The following is a 19,523-nucleotide window of genomic DNA, read 5'->3' as shown; positions in this document are numbered from 1 at the left end:
ACTCCGCAACAGCCGTAAACCGGTGAAAGATACTACTCACACCTACTGGAGAAATGCGAAGTTCTGGTGCCGAAAAAAAACAAAACCAGCCCCAAAACGGCTGTTTCTGGGCTGGTTTTTGGAAAACAGGCGAAAACCGGCGGTTTACTTTTTGCCGGTGTACGCCACCCGGTAGATGACCCCGTTCTCATCATCTGAAATGAGCAGGGAGCCGTCTGGGTGCTGCGCTATGCCGCAGGGCCTGCCAAACTGGGCTTTGTTGCCGTTCAGGAGAAAACCCGTCAGGAAATCATCTATCTGGGTAGGCTGGCCGTTCTGGAATTTTACCCGCACCACATTATAGCCTACTGCTTCTTTCCGGTTCCAGGAGCCGTGCATGGTCACAAATGCGTCGCCGTTGTACTCCTTCGGAAACTGGGAGCCGGTGTAAAACGCCAGCCCCAGCGGCGCCGCGTGGGCCCGGTACAGGAGCACCGGGTTCTTGGCTTTTTTGGCGTACTCTTCCCAGCTCATGCCTTTGGGCTCATCGGCTTTGTTGGCTTTGCCGTTCTCGTAGACGTACGGCCAACCGTAGTCGGCGCCGTCTTCCAGGCGGTTGAACTCTTCTTTGGCCTCTTCGTCTCCCAGCCAGTCTATGCCGTGGTCAAAGCCGTACATGGCCTTGGTTTGCGGGTGCCAGCCAAACCCGATGGTGTTGCGCAACCCTTTGGCAAAGATGCGGCGGTTCTTGCCGTCGGCATCGGCCTGGAGCATGGTGCCGTTCAGGTCAGTGGTTTCTTCGCAGGCGTTGCAGGTGCTGCCCACGCTGATGTAGAGTTTGCCGTCAGGTCCAAAGGCCAGGGTTCGGTTGTTGTGCTGGCCGCCTTCGGGCAGGCCCGTCATGATTTCTTTGAGGGAGCCCAGCGTGCCGTCTTTGTTCAGGTCTGCGGTGTAGACGTCATTTACGGTGATGAGGTAGGCTTTGCCGTCTTTGAGGGCAATGCCGTGCATGTTTTCCTTCTGGGCCACCACTTTGGTCTCATCGGCTTTGCCGTCTTTGTTTTTGTCTTTGAGCATGGTCACGGTGCCGGCCTCACGGCTGGTCACATAGACCGTGCCGTCTGGTGCCACCGCCAGCATACGGGGTTTGCCCAGATTCTCGGCAAACTTGGTCACGGTGAACCCGGCGGGCACCTTGAGCTGGCGCACATGTGCCTCTGTGGGTTCCAGTACGGCAGGTTTAAAGATATGGCCCTGCATGCTTTCAGAGACGGCGGGTTTCTTGGTTTGGGCATGCCCCGGAGAGGCGGCAAATAAAAGGGACAAGAGCCCGGCGGTTACAGCGGAGGAGGTTTTTTTCATAGTTTCATGGCTTTCGCAGGGGCGGGTTCCGTAAGGAGACCAGCCGGAAGCTGCGGTTTGGTTACTTATTTCTAACCGAATTGCGGTAGGTTTGTTACAAGTACTTATCTGAATTGTCCGTAGAAATATCATTCTTGCCGCTGGTGCCGTCTCCATGAAATACCTGTTTCTTTTCTGTCTGTTTTGCCTTTCTGCTGCAGTTGCTGCCCAAACCAAAATCTCTGGCCGTGTGCTGAACGCACAGACGCGGCAGCCGCTGGCCGGTGCCAGCGTTGGGGCGGTAGGGACTGCGGTAGGTTCCGTAAGTGACGCCCAGGGGCGTTTTTCACTAGAGATTCCGGCTACCGCCGATTCCCTTTCCATTGCCCTTCTGGGCTACCGCACCCGCACCTACGCGGTACAGGGCCTTCCCGCCAGCCTTACAGTACCGCTCACTGCCCACACTACCCAGCTGCGCGAGGTGGTGGTGACCGGCTATGAGAGCAGACGGCCTCTGCAGGAGACGGCCGGCTCTGTTGCCCTGCTGGAAAAGCGCGAGCTGGAGCGTTTCAGTGAGACTACGCTGGTACCGGCGCTCAATACCATTCCGGGGGTGCGCATGGAGGAACGGGCCACCGGCAGCTACCGTCTCTCCATTAGGGGCAGCAGTCTGCGGGCACCCTTTGGCGTGCGTAACGTGAAGGTCTACCTGAATGAGGTGCCTCTGGTAGAGGCGAACAGTACGCTGCCGCTCAACCTGCTAGATGCCGCCACCATTGGCAGTGTAGAGGTGATCAAAGGGCCTGCGGGCAGCGTGTACGGGGCCGGTACCGGCGGGGCGGTGCTGCTGGAGACTGTGCGCCCGGCCGCCGGCGAAACCAGTGCCGCGGTAGGTGGGTTGGTAGGCTCTTTCGGCTTGCGCCGAGGGTTTGCCTCTGCGGCCGTAGGCGGGGAGAAATCAAACCTGCTGGTGCGGTATGACGCGCAGAAATTAGACGCTTATAGGGAGCAGAGCGCCCTGGACCGGAAGACGCTGCTCGTCTCAGGCCAGCTGTATCCGTCAGAGAAGCAGACTTTTTCCTTTCACGCCTACTATTCTGACCTGTACTATGAGCTGCCCGGGGCCCTCACCCGCGAACAGTTTAGCCAGAATCCCCGTGCCGCCCGCCAAATGAACAAAGACCAGAAGGCTTCCATTGACTTGGAAGGCATCAATCTGGGACTGGTGCATACCTACCATTTCAATGACCAGTGGAGCAACACCACCTCCCTGTTTGGGGTTTTCAGCTTCTTTGACAACCCGTTCCCCACAGACTATGAGCGGAACACGAACCAGGCCTTCGGCGGAAGAACCCGCACCACCTACCGCACACAGCTGGCCACTCTGCCCGCCCGCTTCACGCTGGGCGCTGAGGCGTTCAGGAGCTTCATGAATTCCCGCCACTATCATAACCAAGCCGGCGAAACAGGGGATTTGAAATATGATGATGAGATTTGGCAGCAGCAAAGCTTTGTTTTCGGCCAGGCCGAACTTGACCTGCCCGCCCGGTTCATCTTTACCGTAGGAGCGAGCCTGAACAGCGTGCGGTATGAATTGACCAGGGTGTTTGATGCGGCTATTGCTTCGTCTGTACCCGTACGCGCCAGAAACCTGGAGCCACAGTTTTCGCCGCGCGTGGGGCTGGTGAAAGTGTTTTCGCCGGAGCTTTCGGCCCACGCCAGCATCAGCACCGGTTTCTCTCCGCCCACAGACGCCGAGTTGCGGCCCAGCAGCGGCCAATTCAATACCACCCTGCAACCAGAGCAGGGAGTGAACTATGAAGTAGGGTTGCGGGGATATTACTTGAACCGGCGGTTGAGTTTTGATGTGGCGGGCTACTTCTTTAACCTGGATGAAACGATTGTTCGCCGTACCGATTCGGTTTTGGCATATGGTGAAAAGGTAGCAATAGAATATTTTATAAATGCAGGTGCCACCAGGCAACAAGGCATAGAGGCTTCTTTGGGCTACGCGTTGGTGCAAGCCCCCACCCAGGGTCTACAGATGCTTCGGGTTTGGAGCACGTATGCGTTTAACCGTTTCAGGTTTCAGCAATACCAATCTGGGGAGAATGACTATTCTGGCAACCAACTCACAGGTACACCCCAGCACGTGCTTACGCTAGGTTTAGACGCTGACACCAGGCCGGGTTTTTACCTCAACGCCACCGCCAATTACACCGCAGAGATTCCGCTGAATGATGCCAATACCGTTTATGCCCCAGAGTTTTACATTTTTGGCGCCCGCACCGGCTTTAGACGCACCTGGCAGGATAAATGGGGACTGGATCTGTACGCAGGTATAGACAACGCCACCAACCGCGCCTACAGCCTGGGCAATGATCTGAATGGTTTTGGAGGCCGGTATTTTCAGGCTGCACCCGGGAGGAATTTCTATGGGGGCATACAGGTGAAGAAGAGTTTTTAGCCTGTGCGTTTTAGCGATGATTTACGAAAAACAGGCCGGAAACGGCTTTTGGCACAGACGCCCGCAGGCCCTTGGACCGCGTTAAGGGTCTTAGGGCAGGCGGTACAGCGGTGGCAGGCGTATGGAACCTGCCCCTGCCTCTCCCGGGAGGGGAGTATCAGGCATGCGTGTCCTCCTGAGTAAACATCCCCCTTCGCCCCCTTCAAAGGGGGAGTAGGGGAGAGAGTTCTGGGTCCTGAGTCTTGAGTCCTTTCTTTTCTCTTTAGGCAATTCAACACGAAAGAAGCAGCAATGTCTGGTTTCGCTGCCGCGCCGCGAGGGCAGCCAGAGACCGCCCGTCAGCTGTAGGCACGCGTCTGGGGACTCGCGCCAGCGCGTGAGTATCAGCTGGCGTTAGAAGGCACGGAAGTAACTTCCGAGCCATAGAGGGGCAGAAGAGGGAGCTATAGAGGGCAGAGGTCATGTGAGGCGGCCGCCCCATGGAAGCTGAAAGCTTCCGCCATTATAGGTCCAAGTTGGAAACTTGAACCAGAGATTGTGACAAACAAGCAGCAATAAGTAAGCAAAGAAACAACAATGAACAATCAACACTTCTACTGGTGGCACCTCTGATAATTAGCACTTCTGCCCCTGGCAGATGTGCGCAGCACGGGCTCGCCATAGGCTAGCGGGACTGCAATAGTTACCTGCAAACAATCTACATCAAGAAAAGCAATAGCTGCAATGGAACCCAAACCAGTCTTGGGGGTGAGCGCCTCTGTTAATACGGTGCCGCTCCGGCGGCAAGGCCGGAGGGCCTAGTTTTAACAGCAGTGCTCACCCCCAGGACGGGGCCCCGCGGCCGTGAGCGCTTAGCAGAAGAGGTGAAACAACGCAGCTACTAAACCAACGCATCAAACGCCAAAGCCAGGGGAACAGCGAACTTCACATTCCTGCCGCAGCTAGGGGAACAGCAGACTAAGCATTGCCCCTGCAGCAGCTAGCCAACAGCAACTACAGACTACGCACTCCGTCGTTAACCGTCACCGCCAGGGGAACAGCAAACCAGACCTCGCCACAGCCAGGGCAGCAGCAGACAGAAGAATCTGCGGAGCACTTCCCCTGACCACAAGCTGACCTGAGGCATAAAGGCACTTGGAAGACCTGGGGAGCACGAAAAAAAGAGGCGTTTCCGGGCTCTTTTCCCGGAAACGCCTCCAAAGCAGGTCACTGCCGGAGCAGTGTCTGGTATTGCAGAAGAACTAGAAGATGCGTCCCTCTTTCTTGGCCTTCTTGCCTTTCTTAGGATCCTCCTTCTTCGGCTCTGCGGTGATGGCCGGGGCCTCCACCTTGGCTACGATTGGGGCACCGTCCGGATCAAGCTCCACCACCTCGTAGCCCAGTTTCTCCAGGCCCGGCTTGATAGCCGCTTTGTCTCCTACCAGCATGATGCTCATATTGTCAACAGGGAGGTACTTTTTGGCCAGCGCGTTGATCTCCTCCTTGGTGATGTTCTGGAGGATTTCGTTCTGCTTGGCTACGTAGTCAGGCGTGAGGTTGTAGCGCAGCATGTTGTTCAGGAAGGCCGCCTTCTGGAACGAGGTCTCATAGCGGCGGGCGTCTGACTGGCCGATGGCGCTCTTCATGAAGGCCAGTTCCTCGTCGGTGATTCCCTCTTCCCGGAAGCGCTTGATCTCCTTCATGAACTCTACCACAGAGGCATCTGAGGCATTGGAGCGAACCCCGGCAGAGGCCGTGAACGGACCAGCTTCCTCGGTGCCGGAGAAGCCCGAGCGGGCGCCGTAGGTGTAGCCTTTGTCTTCGCGCAGGTTCAGGTTGATGCGGCTGTTGAAGGCCCCACCCAGCACATAGTTCATCAAAGAAGCTTTGTAGTACTCGCCGGTGGCGTCATACGGCAGCGCCATATAACCAATCCGGATCTCAGACTGGGCGGCTTTCTCCTTGTCTACAATAAAGATCTTGGTCTTGTCAATACCGGCGGTTTTAAAATCTGACGGCATGGTCACCTGTTTCGGCTGCCACTTGTTCAGGAACGCCAGCTTGGGCATGATCTGGTTCTGCTCCACATCGCCCACAATCACCAGGTTGGTCACGCTTGGCGAGAAGTAATTCTGGTAGAATTTCTTCACGTCTTCCAGCGAAATATTTTCGACCGTTTGCACCGTTCCCACTACTGGTACAGCTCTGATGTTGCCTTCACCGTACAGCATTTTGTTGTACACGTTGTCTGCCACCACGGTAGGCTGGGTGCTCTGGTTTTTGATGGCCTCTAGGCGCTGCTTCTTCAGGCGGTCAAATTCTATTTGGTCAAACTTAGGGCTGAACATGCGCTCTTCCAGCAGGGCCAGGGTGGCGTCCAGGTTTTTCACCGGCGACTGCACCTGCACGGTCATGCTTTCAGAACCACTGCCGAAGGAAATGGAGGAGCCCAGTTTCTCCATCTCGGTGCTGATGTCCTCGGCAGAACGCTTCACAGAAGACTCGTTCAGCATGGAGGCCGTCAAAGAGGCAATACCGGCTTTAGACGGATCATGCGCCTCCAGCTTGTGCCCGCCCTGCAGGGTGAACAGCAACGTTACGGTAGGTACTTCATCGTTTTTAGAGCCAATCACCTTGATGCCGTTGGCCAGATTCTGCTTCCAGAACGGCGGAACGGTGATGGTGGGGTTGGCGCCGGCGGCAGGTTTCTTGCTGCGGTCAAAGGTGTCTTTGGCTTTCACATACTTCAGGCCGGCGTACTGATCTGCCGGGGCTTTGTAGCCAGATTTGTCAACAGTGTAGTTATCGGCCTTGGCCACCATTTCTGGTTTGCCTTTTGGCACCACGCTCAGGATGACGGCCTTCTTGCCCTTCACATATTTGTTGTACACCCGCATCACGTCTTCTCTGGTCACAGACTGGATTGCCTGCATCTCCTGCTTGAGGTAATTAGGGTTGCCGTTGAAGGTCTGGTAGGCAGCCAGCGTAGAGGTCTTGCCAGATACGCTGGACAGGCGGTTGATAAAACTGGCTTCCGCCGAGGCTTTGAATTTCTCCAGATCATCATCAGACACGCCTTTCTTCTCAAACTCGGCAATGGCGTTGCGCAGCTCCTTCTCCATGTCTGCCAGAGACTTGTCTGGGAACGTGCGGGCGGTCAAGGTGAACTCACCGGCCAGTTCTGAGGTGGAATGATACGCACCTGCCTGATTGGCCTTCTGCGTTTTTACCAGGTTCTGGTAGATGATAGACGTTCTGCCGCCGCCAATCACGCGTGATAACACATCTAAGGCCGCTTCATCTGGGTGACTGGCCGGTACCGTGGGCAAGGTCATCTGCACCATAGGGAACCGGATGTTGTCTTCATACGAAATGTAACGGTCCTGGGTGAGCACCGGCGCCGGTAGCTTCATGTTCTTTACCTCCGGCCCCTTCGGGATGGGGCCGAAGTACTTCTCAGCCAGCTTCACCACCTGGGCCGGGGTCACGTCGCCGCCCACGGTGAGGGTGGCGTTGTTGGGCCCGTACCAGCGCAGGAAGAAGTTCTTCAGGTCGTTCACGTCTACGCGGTTCAGGTCTTCAATGTAGCCAATGGTGGTCCAGGAGTATGGGTGGCCATACGGGTACAGCGCCGCGCTTACTTTTTCATACACCAAACCGTAAGGCGAGTTGTCGTACCGCTGCCCGCGCTCGTTTTTCACGGTCTCGCGCTGCACCTCAAACTTCTTCTGGGTGACGGCGTCGAGCAGGAAGCCCATTCTGTCGGCCTCCAGCCAGAGGGCGGTCTCCAGCTGGTTGCTGGGCACGGTCTCGAAGTAGTTGGTGCGGTCGCGGTTGGTGGTGCCGTTGAGCGTGCCGCCAGACTGGGAGACGATCTTGAAGTGCTCCTCGTCGGCCACGTTGTCGGAGCCTTGGAACATCATGTGCTCGAAGAAGTGGGCGAAGCCCGACTTGCCCACCTCCTCGCGGGCGCTGCCCACGTGGTAGGTGACGTCCACGTGCACCACGGGGTCAGAGTGGTCCTCGTGCACGATCACGGTCAGGCCGTTGGGCAGCACGTACTTCTCGTAGGGGATCACCAGCTCGCCGCCCTTCCTGGTGACCTTCTCCACCAGCCGCGTGCCCTGCTGGGCCTTGGCCGCGGAGGCGGTCTTCTTCACCGGGGTGGCCGGCTTCCTGTTGGTCTGCGCCTGGGCCTGCGTCAGCAGCGCCGCCGCCAGCAGCACCGCCAGTGTACTCTTCTTTGACATAAGTAGTTTGTTTAAAGGAATGTTAGTGTTGGGTGATTAGTAGTATAATACTAATGAATAATCCTGAGAAAATAAACAACTGGTAGTTTGTTCCCTGAAAAACAACCTGACAGGCGCTAGTAGTCTGTTTATGAATCAATTGGTCTGAAATTGCGCCTAAGTTTCAGAAGAACCCTTACCCCTGCGGTCTGGTTCCTAACGTTGGGATAATTCCAATAAAATTATAGGATGCGAAAGTGGTGTAACTGCGTTTTTCGCCTGTTTTTCAAAAAATAGGCCGAAAACGCAGCGGAGGTTCTACTTTACCCGCTTAAACTCCAGCTCAGAAAAATGGAAGTCTGGGTTGTTGGCATCTAGCCGCATCTCGCCCACAGCACCGTCTTTCCCCGGCAGAAACCGCACCCGCGTAGGCGTCAACAGCGCGAAGTCATTTTTCCAGTCCAAATCAAAGATATCGCCTTTCCAGAGAGACAATTCACCGCCTAGTGCTGGGGCCGGCACCAAATCCAGTACCAGTTTACCGTTCTGCAGGCGAATCATGGCGTCGCCGTACAAGGGGCTGCGGTAGGTGCCCACGTAGTCATTCAGGTCGCGCAGCAGTTTCGCTTTAGCGGCTTTCTCCTTCGGCTTTTTAGCCGCGGTAGCTTCCTGTTGCTTTTTGAACTTGGCGGCCATGTCCAGGTTGAACTGGCTCCAGTCGCGGCCGTTTTTGATGCCCAGGAATTGGTCAACGGTGTAGGTGGCTACGGGTGCCATGATGCTGCTCATGCTGTTGGTGAGAATCACAATGCCCAGTTTTTCTTCGGGCACCAGCACGGTGCGGCTGTTCATGCCTTCGTGGCCGCCGCCGTGGGCAATGATTTTACGGCCTTCGTAGTCATTGAGCATCCAGCCCAGCCCGGCCCCGGAGAAATGGGTGGTGGGGTTGATTTCTTCGGCCTGGGGCGGAATAGGGAAGGGGTTGTGCATGGTCCACATCTGGTGGCTGGCGGCCTCAGAGAAGATGCGTTTGCCTTTGTAGGTGCCGCGGTTCAGTTGCAGGCGTACCCATTGCGCGTGCTGGAGGGCGCTGGTGAAAATACCGGCGGCGGGGTTCCAATTGTCCCAGGCGGTGAGCACGGTGGGCACGGGTTTTTCGCCTTCCTTCACCGGATTGGCGTGCGGTGTGGCTACGTTGGTTACGCCTTTTAATTGGTTTACGCTGGTGTACGAACGGGTCATGCCCAGCGGCCCGAAGAAGCGTTCTTGAATAAACTGCTCCCAGGTTTTGCCAGACACGGCCTCAATGACTTCGCCGGCGGCGATGAACATAAGGTTAGAATAGCCGTAGCCGCTCCTGAAACTGTAGGTGGGCTCCAGGTACTTGGCACGCTGCAGAATCTCTTTGCGGGTGTAGGTGGTGTTGTACCAGAGCAAATCACCGGAGTAAGTCTGGAAACCGGCGCGGTGGCTCAAAAGGTCTTTGATGTTGAGCTGCTGGGTCACGTACGGGCTGTAGAGCTGCAGATACGGCAGGTATTTGGTCACCGGGTCATCCCAATTGAGTTTGCCTTCGTCTACCAGAATGCCCAGCGCGGCGGCGGTGTAGGCTTTGGAGTTGGAGGCAATCCCGAAGACGGTGTTCGCGTCAACCGCGCCGCCTTTCTGCGCATCCAGCACGCCGTAGCCCTTGGCGAAAATCACCGAGTCATTTTTCACAATGGCAATGGCCATGCCGGGAACATTCCAGTCTTTGAGCGCTTTCTGGTAATAGGCGTCCAGTTTCTGCAGATCGGCCTGGGCCGAAACGTGGAAAGAACAAATCCAGAGCAGGGAAACGAAGAAGGAAAACCGGCGGAAAGACGGGCAAACGTTCATACGGCAGCGTAAGTGAGCATCAAATTTCATGGGAAGGTACAAAAAAGTCTTCGGCGGTGAAACGCCGTAGCCTCTAAAAAGAGCGGTTTCCCGAATAATGCGCTAACTTTGTGCCGCTTCCGGAGCAGATTAGCTGGAAGTAAGGGCAATAGAGGTACAATATCTTTTGTCATCCTGAAAGGAACTTGTGGGCAAACTAGAAAGGCCGTACATTTCTGTTGCTGCCGTTCGCTACCAAGACCTTTTCCCGGTGACGGAAAGTTGTCGACTTATTTAGCTTGCTGTTTTCGGGCTATTTTCCGGAAAACAGGTCAAAAACAGAAACGCATGGGTAGAATTATGGCCATTGATTACGGCGTGAAACGGGTGGGGCTGGCCGTGACCGACCCGCTGCAGCTCATCGCCAGCGCCCTGGACACTGTGCACGCGCAAGACGTGCTGGCGTTTTTGCAGAGCTACACCCAGAAAGAGGAGGTAGACGAATTTGTGGTGGGCATGCCCAAGCACCTGGACGGGAACGACACCAACAACACCCAGCACGTGGTGGGGTTCGTGCGGAAGCTGCAGAAACAGTTCCCCGGCAAAAAAGTTGTGACCCATGATGAACGCTTCACCTCCAGAATGGCGTTTCAGACAATGATAGACGTGGGGCTGGGCAAGAAAGCCCGCGCCAACAAAGAAACCGTGGACAAGATTAGCGCCACCATTATTTTACAGAGTTATTTAGAGAGCAGACAATACCTATGATTTACCCTATTGTTGCCTACGGCGATGCGGTGCTGCGCACCAAAGCCACAGACATTCCGCAGGATTATCCGGAGCTGGGCAAGCTCATTGAAGACATGTTTGAGACCATGTACCACGCCCACGGCGTGGGGCTGGCCGCGCCCCAGATTGGCAAGAGCATCCGGCTGTTCGTGATTGACTCCAAGCCGTTCATGGAAGAGGGCGAAGAAGAAAAAGGTGTGAAGAAAGCGTTCATCAACCCTACCATTCTGGAAGAGTCCGGAGAGGAGTGGGGCTTTGACGAAGGCTGCCTGAGCATACCCGGCGTGCGCGAGGAAGTGTGGCGCCAGGAGCGCATCAAAATCAAGTACTATGACCTGGACGGCAAAGAGTACATTGAGGAATACGACGACCTTACCGCCCGCGTCATTCAGCACGAGTATGACCACATTGAAGGCATTCTCTTCACCGACCACCTCTCTGCCCTAAAGAAACGCTTGATTAAAGGCAAACTCACCAAAATTTCCAAAGGCGACGTAGACGCTGATTACCGCATGAAGTTCGCCGGGGTTACTGGCAGAAGGTAAGGTTGCCTGCGATTGTGAAGAAGTTGAAACCTCACAGGTCTCCAAGACCTGTGAGGTTTTTGCGTTTTGAGCCTGTTTTGGCGAAAAGAGGTCCAAAACGCAACTACTCTAATTCCATGATATAAGAACTTGGGAACGATTTTATATACAATCCTTACACCTCCGCCTCAAACAAACTCACCGTGGCATGGTGGTAATGGGCAGGCAACCCATCTGTGTTTTGCAGTTTGAAAAGCCCCAGAAACGTGAACCCGCAGGCGGTGTAATGGTGAATAAGACCTTTGTTTTTGCCCACGGTGTCTAGCCTGATGTACTTTTTCCCTTGCTCTTTAGCGTATTCTTTCGCCCAGGCCACTATTTCTTTCACCAGGTTCTGGCCTTTGAAAGCAGGGTTGGTGGCAATGCGGTGAATGTACACGGCCGGGTCCTGGTCACGTTCTTCCCAGATGAGCGGGTCTGTGAACGTGGTGGCCCAAACGCAGGCAATCTGGCCGTCCAGGAGCAGTTTCCATTGGTGGTTTTCTTTGATTTCAGTTTCAATCATCTCCTTTGGGAAATCAGGCCACGTGACCACATTCTTTGTTTTCTGGAAGTCTCTGGCGTGTTGGTACAGCCGCAAAATCTTAGGCAAATCTTCTGGTGTACTATTTTCAATTTTCATAGTGAAGGATGTGAAAAATATCTGTCTTAGATTAGAATTAAAGTAGGATGATGAAAGTGAGAAATGCCGGAGTGGTACTACTGCTAAACCATGACATCCATTTTGGCCGCTTCCCAGCCAATAATGGCTGTTTTACGGGTTGGTCCCCACATATAGCCGCCAAACACGCCGCTGGCCTGAATCACGCGGTGGCAGGGAATGAGAAACGCCACCGGGTTGCTGCCAATGGCCGTGCCCACCGCCCTAGAGGCTTTGGCATGGTTGATTTGCTGAGCGATGCTGCCGTAGGTGCACAGGTTACCCATAGGGATTTTCAGCAGCGCTTCCCATACTTTCAACTGGAACTCGGTGCCTTTGAGGTGCAGCTTTACCTGGGGCAGCTGGCGCCAGTCATGGCTGAAAATCTGCAGGGCGTTCTGCTGGAAAACATCGGCCGCGGCGAAAACCGGGCTCTGGGGAACTGCTGCTGCAAGGCCGCAAAGGCAACTTGTTCGTCTTCGGCGAACGCCATGTAGCAAACCCCTTTGGGCGTGGCGGCCACCAATATCTGGCCAAACGGGCTATGCCCGAAGCTGTAGTTGATGCGCAGGTGCTCGCCGCCGTTTTTGAATTCGCCGGGTGTCATGCCCTCTATTTTCACAAACAGGTCATGGAGTCGGCTGGTGCCGGAAAGGCCGGTCTCGGTTACGGCGTCAAACAGCGTGGCTTCTTTGGCTTTCAACACCTGCTTGGCGTGGGCCAGGCTCACGTACTGGAGAAATTTCTTGGGGCTCACGCCCGCCCACTCAGTGAACATGCGCTGGAAATGAAACGGGCTCATGTGCACCTTCTCCGCGAGCTCCTCCAGACTGGGTTGCTGCCTGAAATTCTGCCTGATATGCCCAATGGCCTCGGCAATTCTGTGGTAGTTGCGTTGCGCTTGCTCTGTCATGGCACTTCAAGTTAAGTCCTGCAAAGGTAGAACGCCACCCCGCCACCCAAAACCCGAAACTTGCGGAGTTCCGTTTCCGGCCTGTTTTCCGGAAAACAGGCCGGAAACGGAAAAATCTGCTAGTTGTCCTCTGCTTATAAAAATCAGTTGAAAGAAGCTTAGGAGAACCTCATTCTGTTCGCGAAAGCGCTTTTTCTGTTTTCGGGCTGTTTTGGCCAAAACAGCGAAAACAGAAACTCCTCCACTGCAGGTTCAGGCTTAAATTGAATCTTGTTATTAAGTATGCTGATTTTCAAATATTTGAGGTTTTTGTTGCTGTGGGGCTTAAGGTGAGACTTCTGATTATTTAAAATAATTCTAAATAAACGCTTGCCTGATAAAAGTTCAGCTCCTTTCTTTGCTTCGTTATTTTTAATTAATCTAAATAAAGATGAAGCATACGTTACATACTTTACTTTTATTGTTCCTTTTCAGCCTGCCTGGGGTGGCGCAACGGGGAGTGACGCTGAAAGGGCGGGTGACCACCTCAGACGGCCAACCCGCCGAATTGGTGTCGGTGGGATTGAAGGGCACCAGTGTGGGCACGTCTACCAACGCCAGCGGCAATTTCCAATTGGTTCGGGTGAAACCCGGGAGTTATGTTTTGGTGGTGAACGCCATCGGGCTGAAAAGCCAGGAAATGAGCATTGAAGTAGGGAGCCAAGACCTCAACAAACTTGACTTTGTGTTGCAGGAAGACGCCGCCCAACTGCAGGAAGTATTGGTGGCCGCCAACCGGAACACCTATAAAGTAGAAGCCCCGTCCAGCACGCTGCGCTCAACTACGCCCTTGATTGAAACGCCGCAGAACATACAGGTGATCACCAGCGAGTTGGTGCAGGACCAGCAGGTGTTTGACATGCTGGAGGGTGTTTCAAGAAACGTGAGCGGCGTCACCAAACTGGAGCACTGGGACAATTACGCCCGCCTGAACATGCGCGGTGCCCGCATTGCCCCGTTCCGGAACGGCATGAACGTGCAGTCTACCTGGGGGCCGCTGGCCGAAGACATGTCAATGGTGGAGCGCATTGAGTTTGTGAAAGGCCCGGCCGGTTTCATGATGTCGAACGGCGAGCCCAGCGGGTTCTACAACGTGGTCACCAAGAAACCGACGGGCATTACCAAAGGCGCTGCCTCTTTCACCGTGGGCAGCTATGACACTTACCGCGCCACCACTGACCTGGACGGCAAGCTGACCCAAGACGGAAAACTGCTCTACCGCCTCAACCTCATGGCGCAGAACAAAGGCTCGCACCGGCCGCATGAGTACAACAACCGCTACACCATCGCCCCTGTGCTCAAGTACCAGCTAGACGACCGCACGTCGCTGACCCTGGAATACACCTACCAGTATGCACAGATGTCTGTGCTGGGGGCCAATTACGTGTTCTCGCCCAACCGTTACGCAGATTTGCCGGTAGATTACAGCACCACCAACGCCAGCCTGGACCCTACCGTGGTGCATGACCACAGCACCTTCGCGGTACTGGAGCACCAACTCAACCCTAACTGGAAAATTACCGGGCAGCTGGCGTACTTCAATTCGCAGCAGGAGGGAAGCTCCCTGTGGCCGGCCTCGGTGTACAACCCGGATTGGACCATCAAAACCCCAGCATTAGACGCAGCGGGCAATCTGCAGCGCGGTGTCAGCATCTGGGACGCGGCCAACGTGGGCAAGTTCGGGCAGTTCTTCGTGAACGGCGAAGTCACCACCGGTTTCATCACCCACCGCCTGCTGGGCGGTCTGGACCTGGGCACCAAAGAATACCTGGCCGATTGGGGGCAGAGCTTTATGCTGGGCGGCGTGTACAACATTTACACAGACCCCGTTCCGGCCACGGCAGAACTGCCTACATTTAACCGCAGCAAAAGCCTTCGGCAGCGGGCCGGGTCTAATATTCTGGACCAGACCTTTACCGGTATCTACGTGCAAGACGAGCTGGGCTTTTTTGAGAACCGCGTGCGCCTTACCCTGGCGGGCCGTTACACCAGCGTAGAGGAATCAAGCTACGGCACGGTGGCCAAGGCCGATAAATTCTCGCCCCGCATTGGCTTGAGCGGCTCTATCACGGACCAAACCTCAGTGTACGCGTTGTATGACCAGGCCTTTGTTCCGCAGAGCGCCAATACCATTGACAACAAGAACGTAGGGCCCATTACCGGCAATAACCTGGAGGTAGGGTTCAAGCGCGACTGGAACAATGGCCGCTGGAATACCACCCTTTCGGCGTACCGCATCACCAAGAACAACCAGGCGCAGGCCGCCGGTACCACTGCGCAGGGCGTCACCTATTACGCGGCGCTGGGGCAAACCCGTACGCAGGGCGTGGAACTGGACGTACGCGGCGAACTGCTGCCCAACCTCAACCTCACCGTGAACTATGCTTACACCAATTCAGAAATCACCAAAGACGCCGTGGCCGAAAACGTGGGCGATGCTGTGCCCGGTGCTACCAAGCACATACAGAATGCGTGGCTGGCGTACCGTATGCCGGAGAACTTGCTGAAAGGATTGGGGCTCTCCCTGGGCTACCAATGGCAGGTGGACCGTTCTTCGTGGTTTGTGTTTGACGGCACAGAAAGCTCTCTGCCAGATTATTTCAGGCTAGACGGGGCTCTTTCCTGGCAGAGCGACAAATTCAGCGTGGGCTTGAACGTGAACAACCTGCTGGACAAATATCTCTACTCCGGAGGCCCCATGGATTTAGGCGCACCCGCACGCAGCTACTACTGGCAGTCTGAAGCGCCCAGAAACTATCGTTTCACCGTTGGATACCGCTTTTAGCCTATGACATTCAAGAAACTCATAGGAAAACTTCACCTCTGGCTCGGATTCATATCCGGGCTATTGGTGCTTTTTCTGGGCCTTACCGGCTGCATCTTGGCCTACCAGCGCGAAATTGAGGATGCCACCCAGGGCTACCGCTACGTAGAACCGCGCCCGCAGGCATACCTGCCGCCCACCCAACTGCGCCAATTCGCTGACCAGGCTTTGCCCGGCAAGCACATACACAGCCTTAGCTACGCCCACGGCAAGGCCAGCCAGGCGGTGTACTTCAGCTTTGACCCGGAGTACTATTATATTGTGTATCTAGACCCGTACACGGGGCAGGTGCTCAAAAACAAAGACATGAGCCAGGATTTCTTCCGGTTCATCATCAACGGGCATTATTACCTGTGGCTTCCGCCCAATGTGGGGCAACCTATTTTGGCCAGTGCTACCCTCATTTTCGTGTTCATGCTTATTTCTGGTATTGTGCTGTGGTGGCCCAGGAACAAAGCGGCCCGCAAACAGCGCTTTACCATTAAATGGAATGCCAAATGGCGGCGCGTAAACTATGATGCGCACAACGTAGTGGGCTTCTATGTGTCTTGGGTGGCCATTTTTCTGGCCTTGACGGGGTTGGTGATGGGGTTCAAGTGGTTTGCCGGCTCGGTTTACTGGGCCGCTCCGGCGGAAAACAGCTGGTGGAGTTTTACGAACCGCCTTCCCAGGTTCCGGCCGGAGTGAAAACGGCCAACATGCCGGCGGTGGATAAACTCTGGCTCCAGAAAATACAGACCGTAGATTTAGCCACCGGGCAACTGGAAATGCACTTCCCAGAAACGCCCGCCTCGTCCATTGAAACCGCTTACAACCCAGACCCCAGCACCTACTGGAAGACAGATTACCAGTATTATGACCAGCACAGCCTTCAGGAGCTGTCTGTGACGCACCAGTACGGTCGGTTCAAAGGCGCCAGCGTGGCTGACAAAATCATGCGCATGAACTATGACATTCACGTGGGGGCCATTGGCGGCCTGGCCGGGAAAACCATTGCCTTCTTTGCCAGCCTCTTTGCCGCCAGCCTGCCCGTGACCGGTTTCCTGATTTGGTGGGGCCGCCGGAAGAAAAGCAAAAAGAATGGTCAACCGGCTCCAGCCGAAAGAACACGCACAAAAGCGAAAGAACTGGTCAGGCCGTAACGATAGAAATAGATAAAAGAATCGCCTTGGCTGGTACCGGCCAAGGCGATTTCCGTTTTCGCCTGTTTTCCGGAAAACAGGCCGAAAACGGAAGAACTTCGCTTATAAGAATTTCGTATACAGGTATATGCGAAGAATTCTCCTCCTCCTCCCTTGGTTATTCCTCCTCTTAGCCCAGACCAAGGTGTTGGCGTGGGGGTTCTACGCGCACCAGCGTATAAACCGGCAGGCCGTGTTCACGCTCCCGCCGGAGATGATTGGCTTTTACAAGCAGCACCTGCCCTACATCACTGAACAGGCCGTGGCCCCAGACAAACGCCGTTACGCCGTACCCGAAGAAGGCCCGCGCCACTTCATTGACCTGGACGTGTACGGTGACAGCGCCCTCTACAAACTGCCCCGCCGGTGGGAAGACGCCGTCAAGCAATTTACCTTAGACTCGTTACAGCGGCACGGCATTGTACCGTGGCACATCGGGCTGGTGCAGTACCAACTCACCGAGGCGTTCAAGAAACATGAGGTGCAAAGAATTCTTCGGCTTTCTGCCGAACTGGGGCACTATGTAGCCGATGCCTGCGTTCCCTTGCATACCACCCGCAACTACAACGGGCAGTTCACGGGGCAACGCGGCATTCACGGGCTCTGGGAAAGCCGCCTGCCGGAACTTTGGAGCCAGGAATATGATTTCTTTCTAGGTCAGCCCCAGTATCTGGAAAGCCCCAGCCGCACCGCCTGGGAGATTGTGGCCCGGTCGCATGCCGCGCTGGATTCTGTCTTTACCGTGGAAAGACAACTCACCCAAACCTTCCCGGAGGACAAGAAATACAGCCTGGAGGAGCGCGGCACCAGCACCGTGAACGTGTACTCCCGGGAGTTCAGCCAAGCCTACCACCGGGGGCTGCACGGGCAGGTGGAGCGGCAGATGCGGTACGCCACCCACCTGGTGGCCAGTTACTGGTACACCGCCTGGGTAGACGCCGGCCAGCCTGATCTGCGCAACCTGGCCCCGCTCACGCCGCAGCAGAAACAGCAGCTGGAGGCAGAAAAGCCCTCTTTTGAAGTGGGTGAACATGATGAACGGGGGCACGGGTAAAAACTGTTTTGGCGCTGGTTTGTGAAAATCAGGCGAAAAACGCATCTTGTAAGAAAGCAAGTATTTGGTAGTGTCTCTGGTATACCTAAACAAAAGGCCTATGCGACTGAAAGAGATCTTTGACTTTGATACGTGTATGATCACGCTGGGCCTGGCTACGCTGGTGGTGCAGTGGCGCTGGCAAGAGACAGACGCCTCAGAAAAGAGTCTGGTACCAGAGAACCTGAAAATTGCCGGGCAGGTGATAGAGCAGCCGGTAGCGCCTGAGTGGGAGATTACCTTCCCGGAGGACTCCCCTTATCAACGCCTGCAGACACCCGCCGGCCTCAGGTACAACCCGTTTCTGGAGGTCCGTAATATTTCCATCGGCTTTGCCGGAAACTATAACTGGGCAGACAAGGAGCGGGCACTGGATGCACTGTTGGCGCAGCACGCGGGCAAAGACTACCTGTTTGTGTTGCAGCAGCAGGTGGCGAATGAAATGCTGCGGCGTGAGCTGTTCTTCCACTACTACCAGGACCCCACTGATGAGAATATGTTGGAGGGCATTGCCTTTTACACTGAACTGCTGATAGAAGCCAGGTCTGAAGACACCAAACTGCTGTATATGTGCCTGAGGGCATTGCAGAACCACTGGCCCAAAGAGAAGAAAGCCAGGGTGGCCGGCCTCACGCTGGAGCGGGTGGCAGAGAGAAATAAAGCTTCGGCCCCAGATACCACTACTGCCCCAGGGTATTACCGGCAGGTGTACGCCCGGGAGTTGGCCCGGGTGGGAGGGGTGAACGCCCTGCTGGCGAATCATTCCCAAAGTTTGGCCGTTTCCAGATAGATAGTTAACTAGTAGTCTTGTTTAAGCAGAAGCCCCAAAGGCGGCTTCCTTTGATTATTTCTGAAGGGATACATGAAATTAAAATTAGGTAAAAGCGCCACGTACTCCATCTTGTTCTGCAGCCTGCTGGGGCTGAGTTCCTGTGAGAAAATACTACGGGATATGGCCACCAAAGAAACCCCTGGCCAGGTGGCCCAGGCTGATACGGCGCAAACGGCCACAGCTCCCGCTGAACCAGCCAGGCCCAAAGAGCCGGAGTTTGAGCTTACGTTTCCTGAAAACTCCCCGTACAAAGATCTGGCCGCCCCCAAAGGGGCCAAAACCAATCCTTTTACTGAGGTGCAGCGCATTGCTGAGCAGTATGAGGGAAACCCCAACTGGGCTGACAAGCACGCTGACCTGAACGGGTTGCTGCTGCAGAGCAAAGGCAAAGACTATTACCCCATACTGCAGCAGCAGGCGGCCAATGAGATGCTGCGGCATGAGCTGTTCCCCCATTATTACCAGGACCAGAACAACGTTAGAATGCTGAATGCCATTGGTCTGTATACAGAGCATCTGCTGGAGGCTAAGACAGAAGACTCAGAACTGGTGTACAAGTGCCTGCGGGCGCTGCAGGGCCACTGGCCAGAAGACAGGCTGGCAGCCGCGGCGCGGGTAACAGCAGAGCGGGCCCTGGCGCGGCCCATTACCTCGGCGGCAGACACCACCACCCGCAACGGGAGCTACCGCCAAATCTATGCCCGCGAGCTGAAAAAGATGGCCAAAAAACTCAATGGAGAGTCTTAGGGAGAAAGCAACTTTTCTGCGGGTAGATT

15 protein-coding genes are annotated in these 19,523 nt (G+C 55.3%); 9 read left to right on the top strand and 6 right to left on the bottom strand.

All coding sequences use genetic code 11. The features are described 5' to 3' along the window. Positions 1–144: 144 nt before the first annotated feature. Positions 145–1,341, bottom strand: coding sequence for a PQQ-dependent sugar dehydrogenase (locus tag A8O25_RS00540; RefSeq protein WP_066829382.1), 1,197 nt, complete (start codon positions 1,339–1,341; stop codon positions 145–147). 229 nt (positions 1,342–1,570) lie between these two features. Between A8O25_RS00540 and A8O25_RS00535 the strand changes: the two genes are divergently transcribed. Then, complete coding sequence (locus tag A8O25_RS00535; protein WP_161947670.1) at positions 1,571–3,787, top strand: TonB-dependent receptor; 2,217 nt, start codon at positions 1,571–1,573, stop codon at positions 3,785–3,787. Between the two features lie 1,241 nt (positions 3,788–5,028). On the opposite strand, the gene A8O25_RS00530 is transcribed toward A8O25_RS00535, so the two are convergent. Together A8O25_RS00530 and A8O25_RS00525 are read right to left on the bottom strand one after the other, a co-directional pair. Next, positions 5,029–8,016 (bottom strand): M16 family metallopeptidase, encoded by a 2,988-nt coding sequence (locus A8O25_RS00530; RefSeq protein WP_066829376.1) that lies wholly within the window; start codon positions 8,014–8,016, stop codon positions 5,029–5,031. Between the two features lie 297 nt (positions 8,017–8,313). Next, positions 8,314–9,903 (bottom strand): serine hydrolase, encoded by a 1,590-nt coding sequence (locus A8O25_RS00525; RefSeq protein WP_241498894.1) that lies wholly within the window; start codon positions 9,901–9,903, stop codon positions 8,314–8,316. A 297-nt stretch (positions 9,904–10,200) separates the two neighbouring features. Here A8O25_RS00525 and ruvX point away from each other — a divergent pair, with 297 nt between their 5' ends. After that, entirely contained in the window at positions 10,201–10,620 is a 420-nt protein-coding gene (gene ruvX, locus A8O25_RS00520) for a Holliday junction resolvase RuvX (RefSeq protein WP_066829370.1), read from the top strand. After that, positions 10,617–11,186, top strand: coding sequence for a peptide deformylase (gene def, locus A8O25_RS00515; RefSeq protein ID WP_066829367.1), 570 nt, complete (start codon positions 10,617–10,619; stop codon positions 11,184–11,186). The genes ruvX and def overlap by 4 nt, the downstream gene beginning before the upstream one ends. Before the next feature lie 154 nt (positions 11,187–11,340). Here def and A8O25_RS00510 read toward each other — a convergent pair whose 3' ends face one another. The 3 genes from A8O25_RS00510 to A8O25_RS00505 all read right to left on the bottom strand — a co-directional run bounded on the left by A8O25_RS00510 (position 11,341) and on the right by A8O25_RS00505 (position 12,778). After that, entirely contained in the window at positions 11,341–11,847 is a 507-nt protein-coding gene (locus A8O25_RS00510) for a GNAT family N-acetyltransferase (protein ID WP_066829357.1), read from the bottom strand. An 83-nt stretch (positions 11,848–11,930) separates the two neighbouring features. After that, on the bottom strand, positions 11,931–12,152 hold the full coding sequence (locus tag A8O25_RS24185) for a methylated-DNA--[protein]-cysteine S-methyltransferase (protein WP_338152718.1): 222 nt from the start codon (positions 12,150–12,152) through the stop codon (positions 11,931–11,933). 62 nt (positions 12,153–12,214) lie between these two features. Continuing rightward, positions 12,215–12,778: a helix-turn-helix domain-containing protein gene (locus tag A8O25_RS00505; protein WP_338152717.1), complete on the bottom strand. Its 564-nt coding sequence runs from the start codon at positions 12,776–12,778 to the stop codon at positions 12,215–12,217. Between the two features lie 430 nt (positions 12,779–13,208). Here A8O25_RS00505 and A8O25_RS00500 point away from each other — a divergent pair, with 430 nt between their 5' ends. The 6 genes from A8O25_RS00500 (at position 13,209) to A8O25_RS00480 (ending at position 19,494) form a co-directional block, all read left to right on the top strand. Next, the gene (locus tag A8O25_RS00500) at positions 13,209–15,602 is read left to right on the top strand and encodes a TonB-dependent receptor (RefSeq protein WP_066829354.1); all 2,394 of its coding nucleotides are present in this window, start codon (positions 13,209–13,211) and stop codon (positions 15,600–15,602) included. Positions 15,603–15,605: 3 nt separating this feature from the next. Further along, a complete protein-coding gene (locus tag A8O25_RS24015) occupies positions 15,606–16,328 on the top strand; it encodes a PepSY-associated TM helix domain-containing protein (protein ID WP_277619996.1) in 723 nt (240 codons plus the stop codon). After that, on the top strand, positions 16,286–16,783 hold the full coding sequence (locus A8O25_RS24010) for a PepSY-associated TM helix domain-containing protein (RefSeq protein WP_277619995.1): 498 nt from the start codon (positions 16,286–16,288) through the stop codon (positions 16,781–16,783). Before A8O25_RS24015 ends, A8O25_RS24010 begins: the two co-directional genes overlap by 43 nt. A 127-nt stretch (positions 16,784–16,910) precedes the next feature. Next, positions 16,911–17,876 carry a zinc dependent phospholipase C family protein gene (locus tag A8O25_RS00490; RefSeq protein WP_066829351.1) on the top strand — a complete coding sequence of 322 codons (966 nt, stop codon included), beginning with the start codon at positions 16,911–16,913 and terminating at the stop codon, positions 17,874–17,876. 100 nt (positions 17,877–17,976) lie between these two features. After that, positions 17,977–18,705 (top strand): hypothetical protein, encoded by a 729-nt coding sequence (locus A8O25_RS00485; protein ID WP_066829348.1) that lies wholly within the window; start codon positions 17,977–17,979, stop codon positions 18,703–18,705. A gap of 72 nt (positions 18,706–18,777) precedes the next feature. Next, complete coding sequence (locus A8O25_RS00480; protein WP_066829345.1) at positions 18,778–19,494, top strand: hypothetical protein; 717 nt, start codon at positions 18,778–18,780, stop codon at positions 19,492–19,494. Positions 19,495–19,523: the final 29 nt, after the last annotated feature.

It is taken from the genome of Rufibacter ruber (assembly GCF_001647275.1).
Lineage (GTDB): Bacteria > Bacteroidota > Bacteroidia > Cytophagales > Hymenobacteraceae > Nibribacter > Nibribacter ruber_C.
This window is presented reverse-complemented; position numbering and strand designations above follow the sequence as displayed.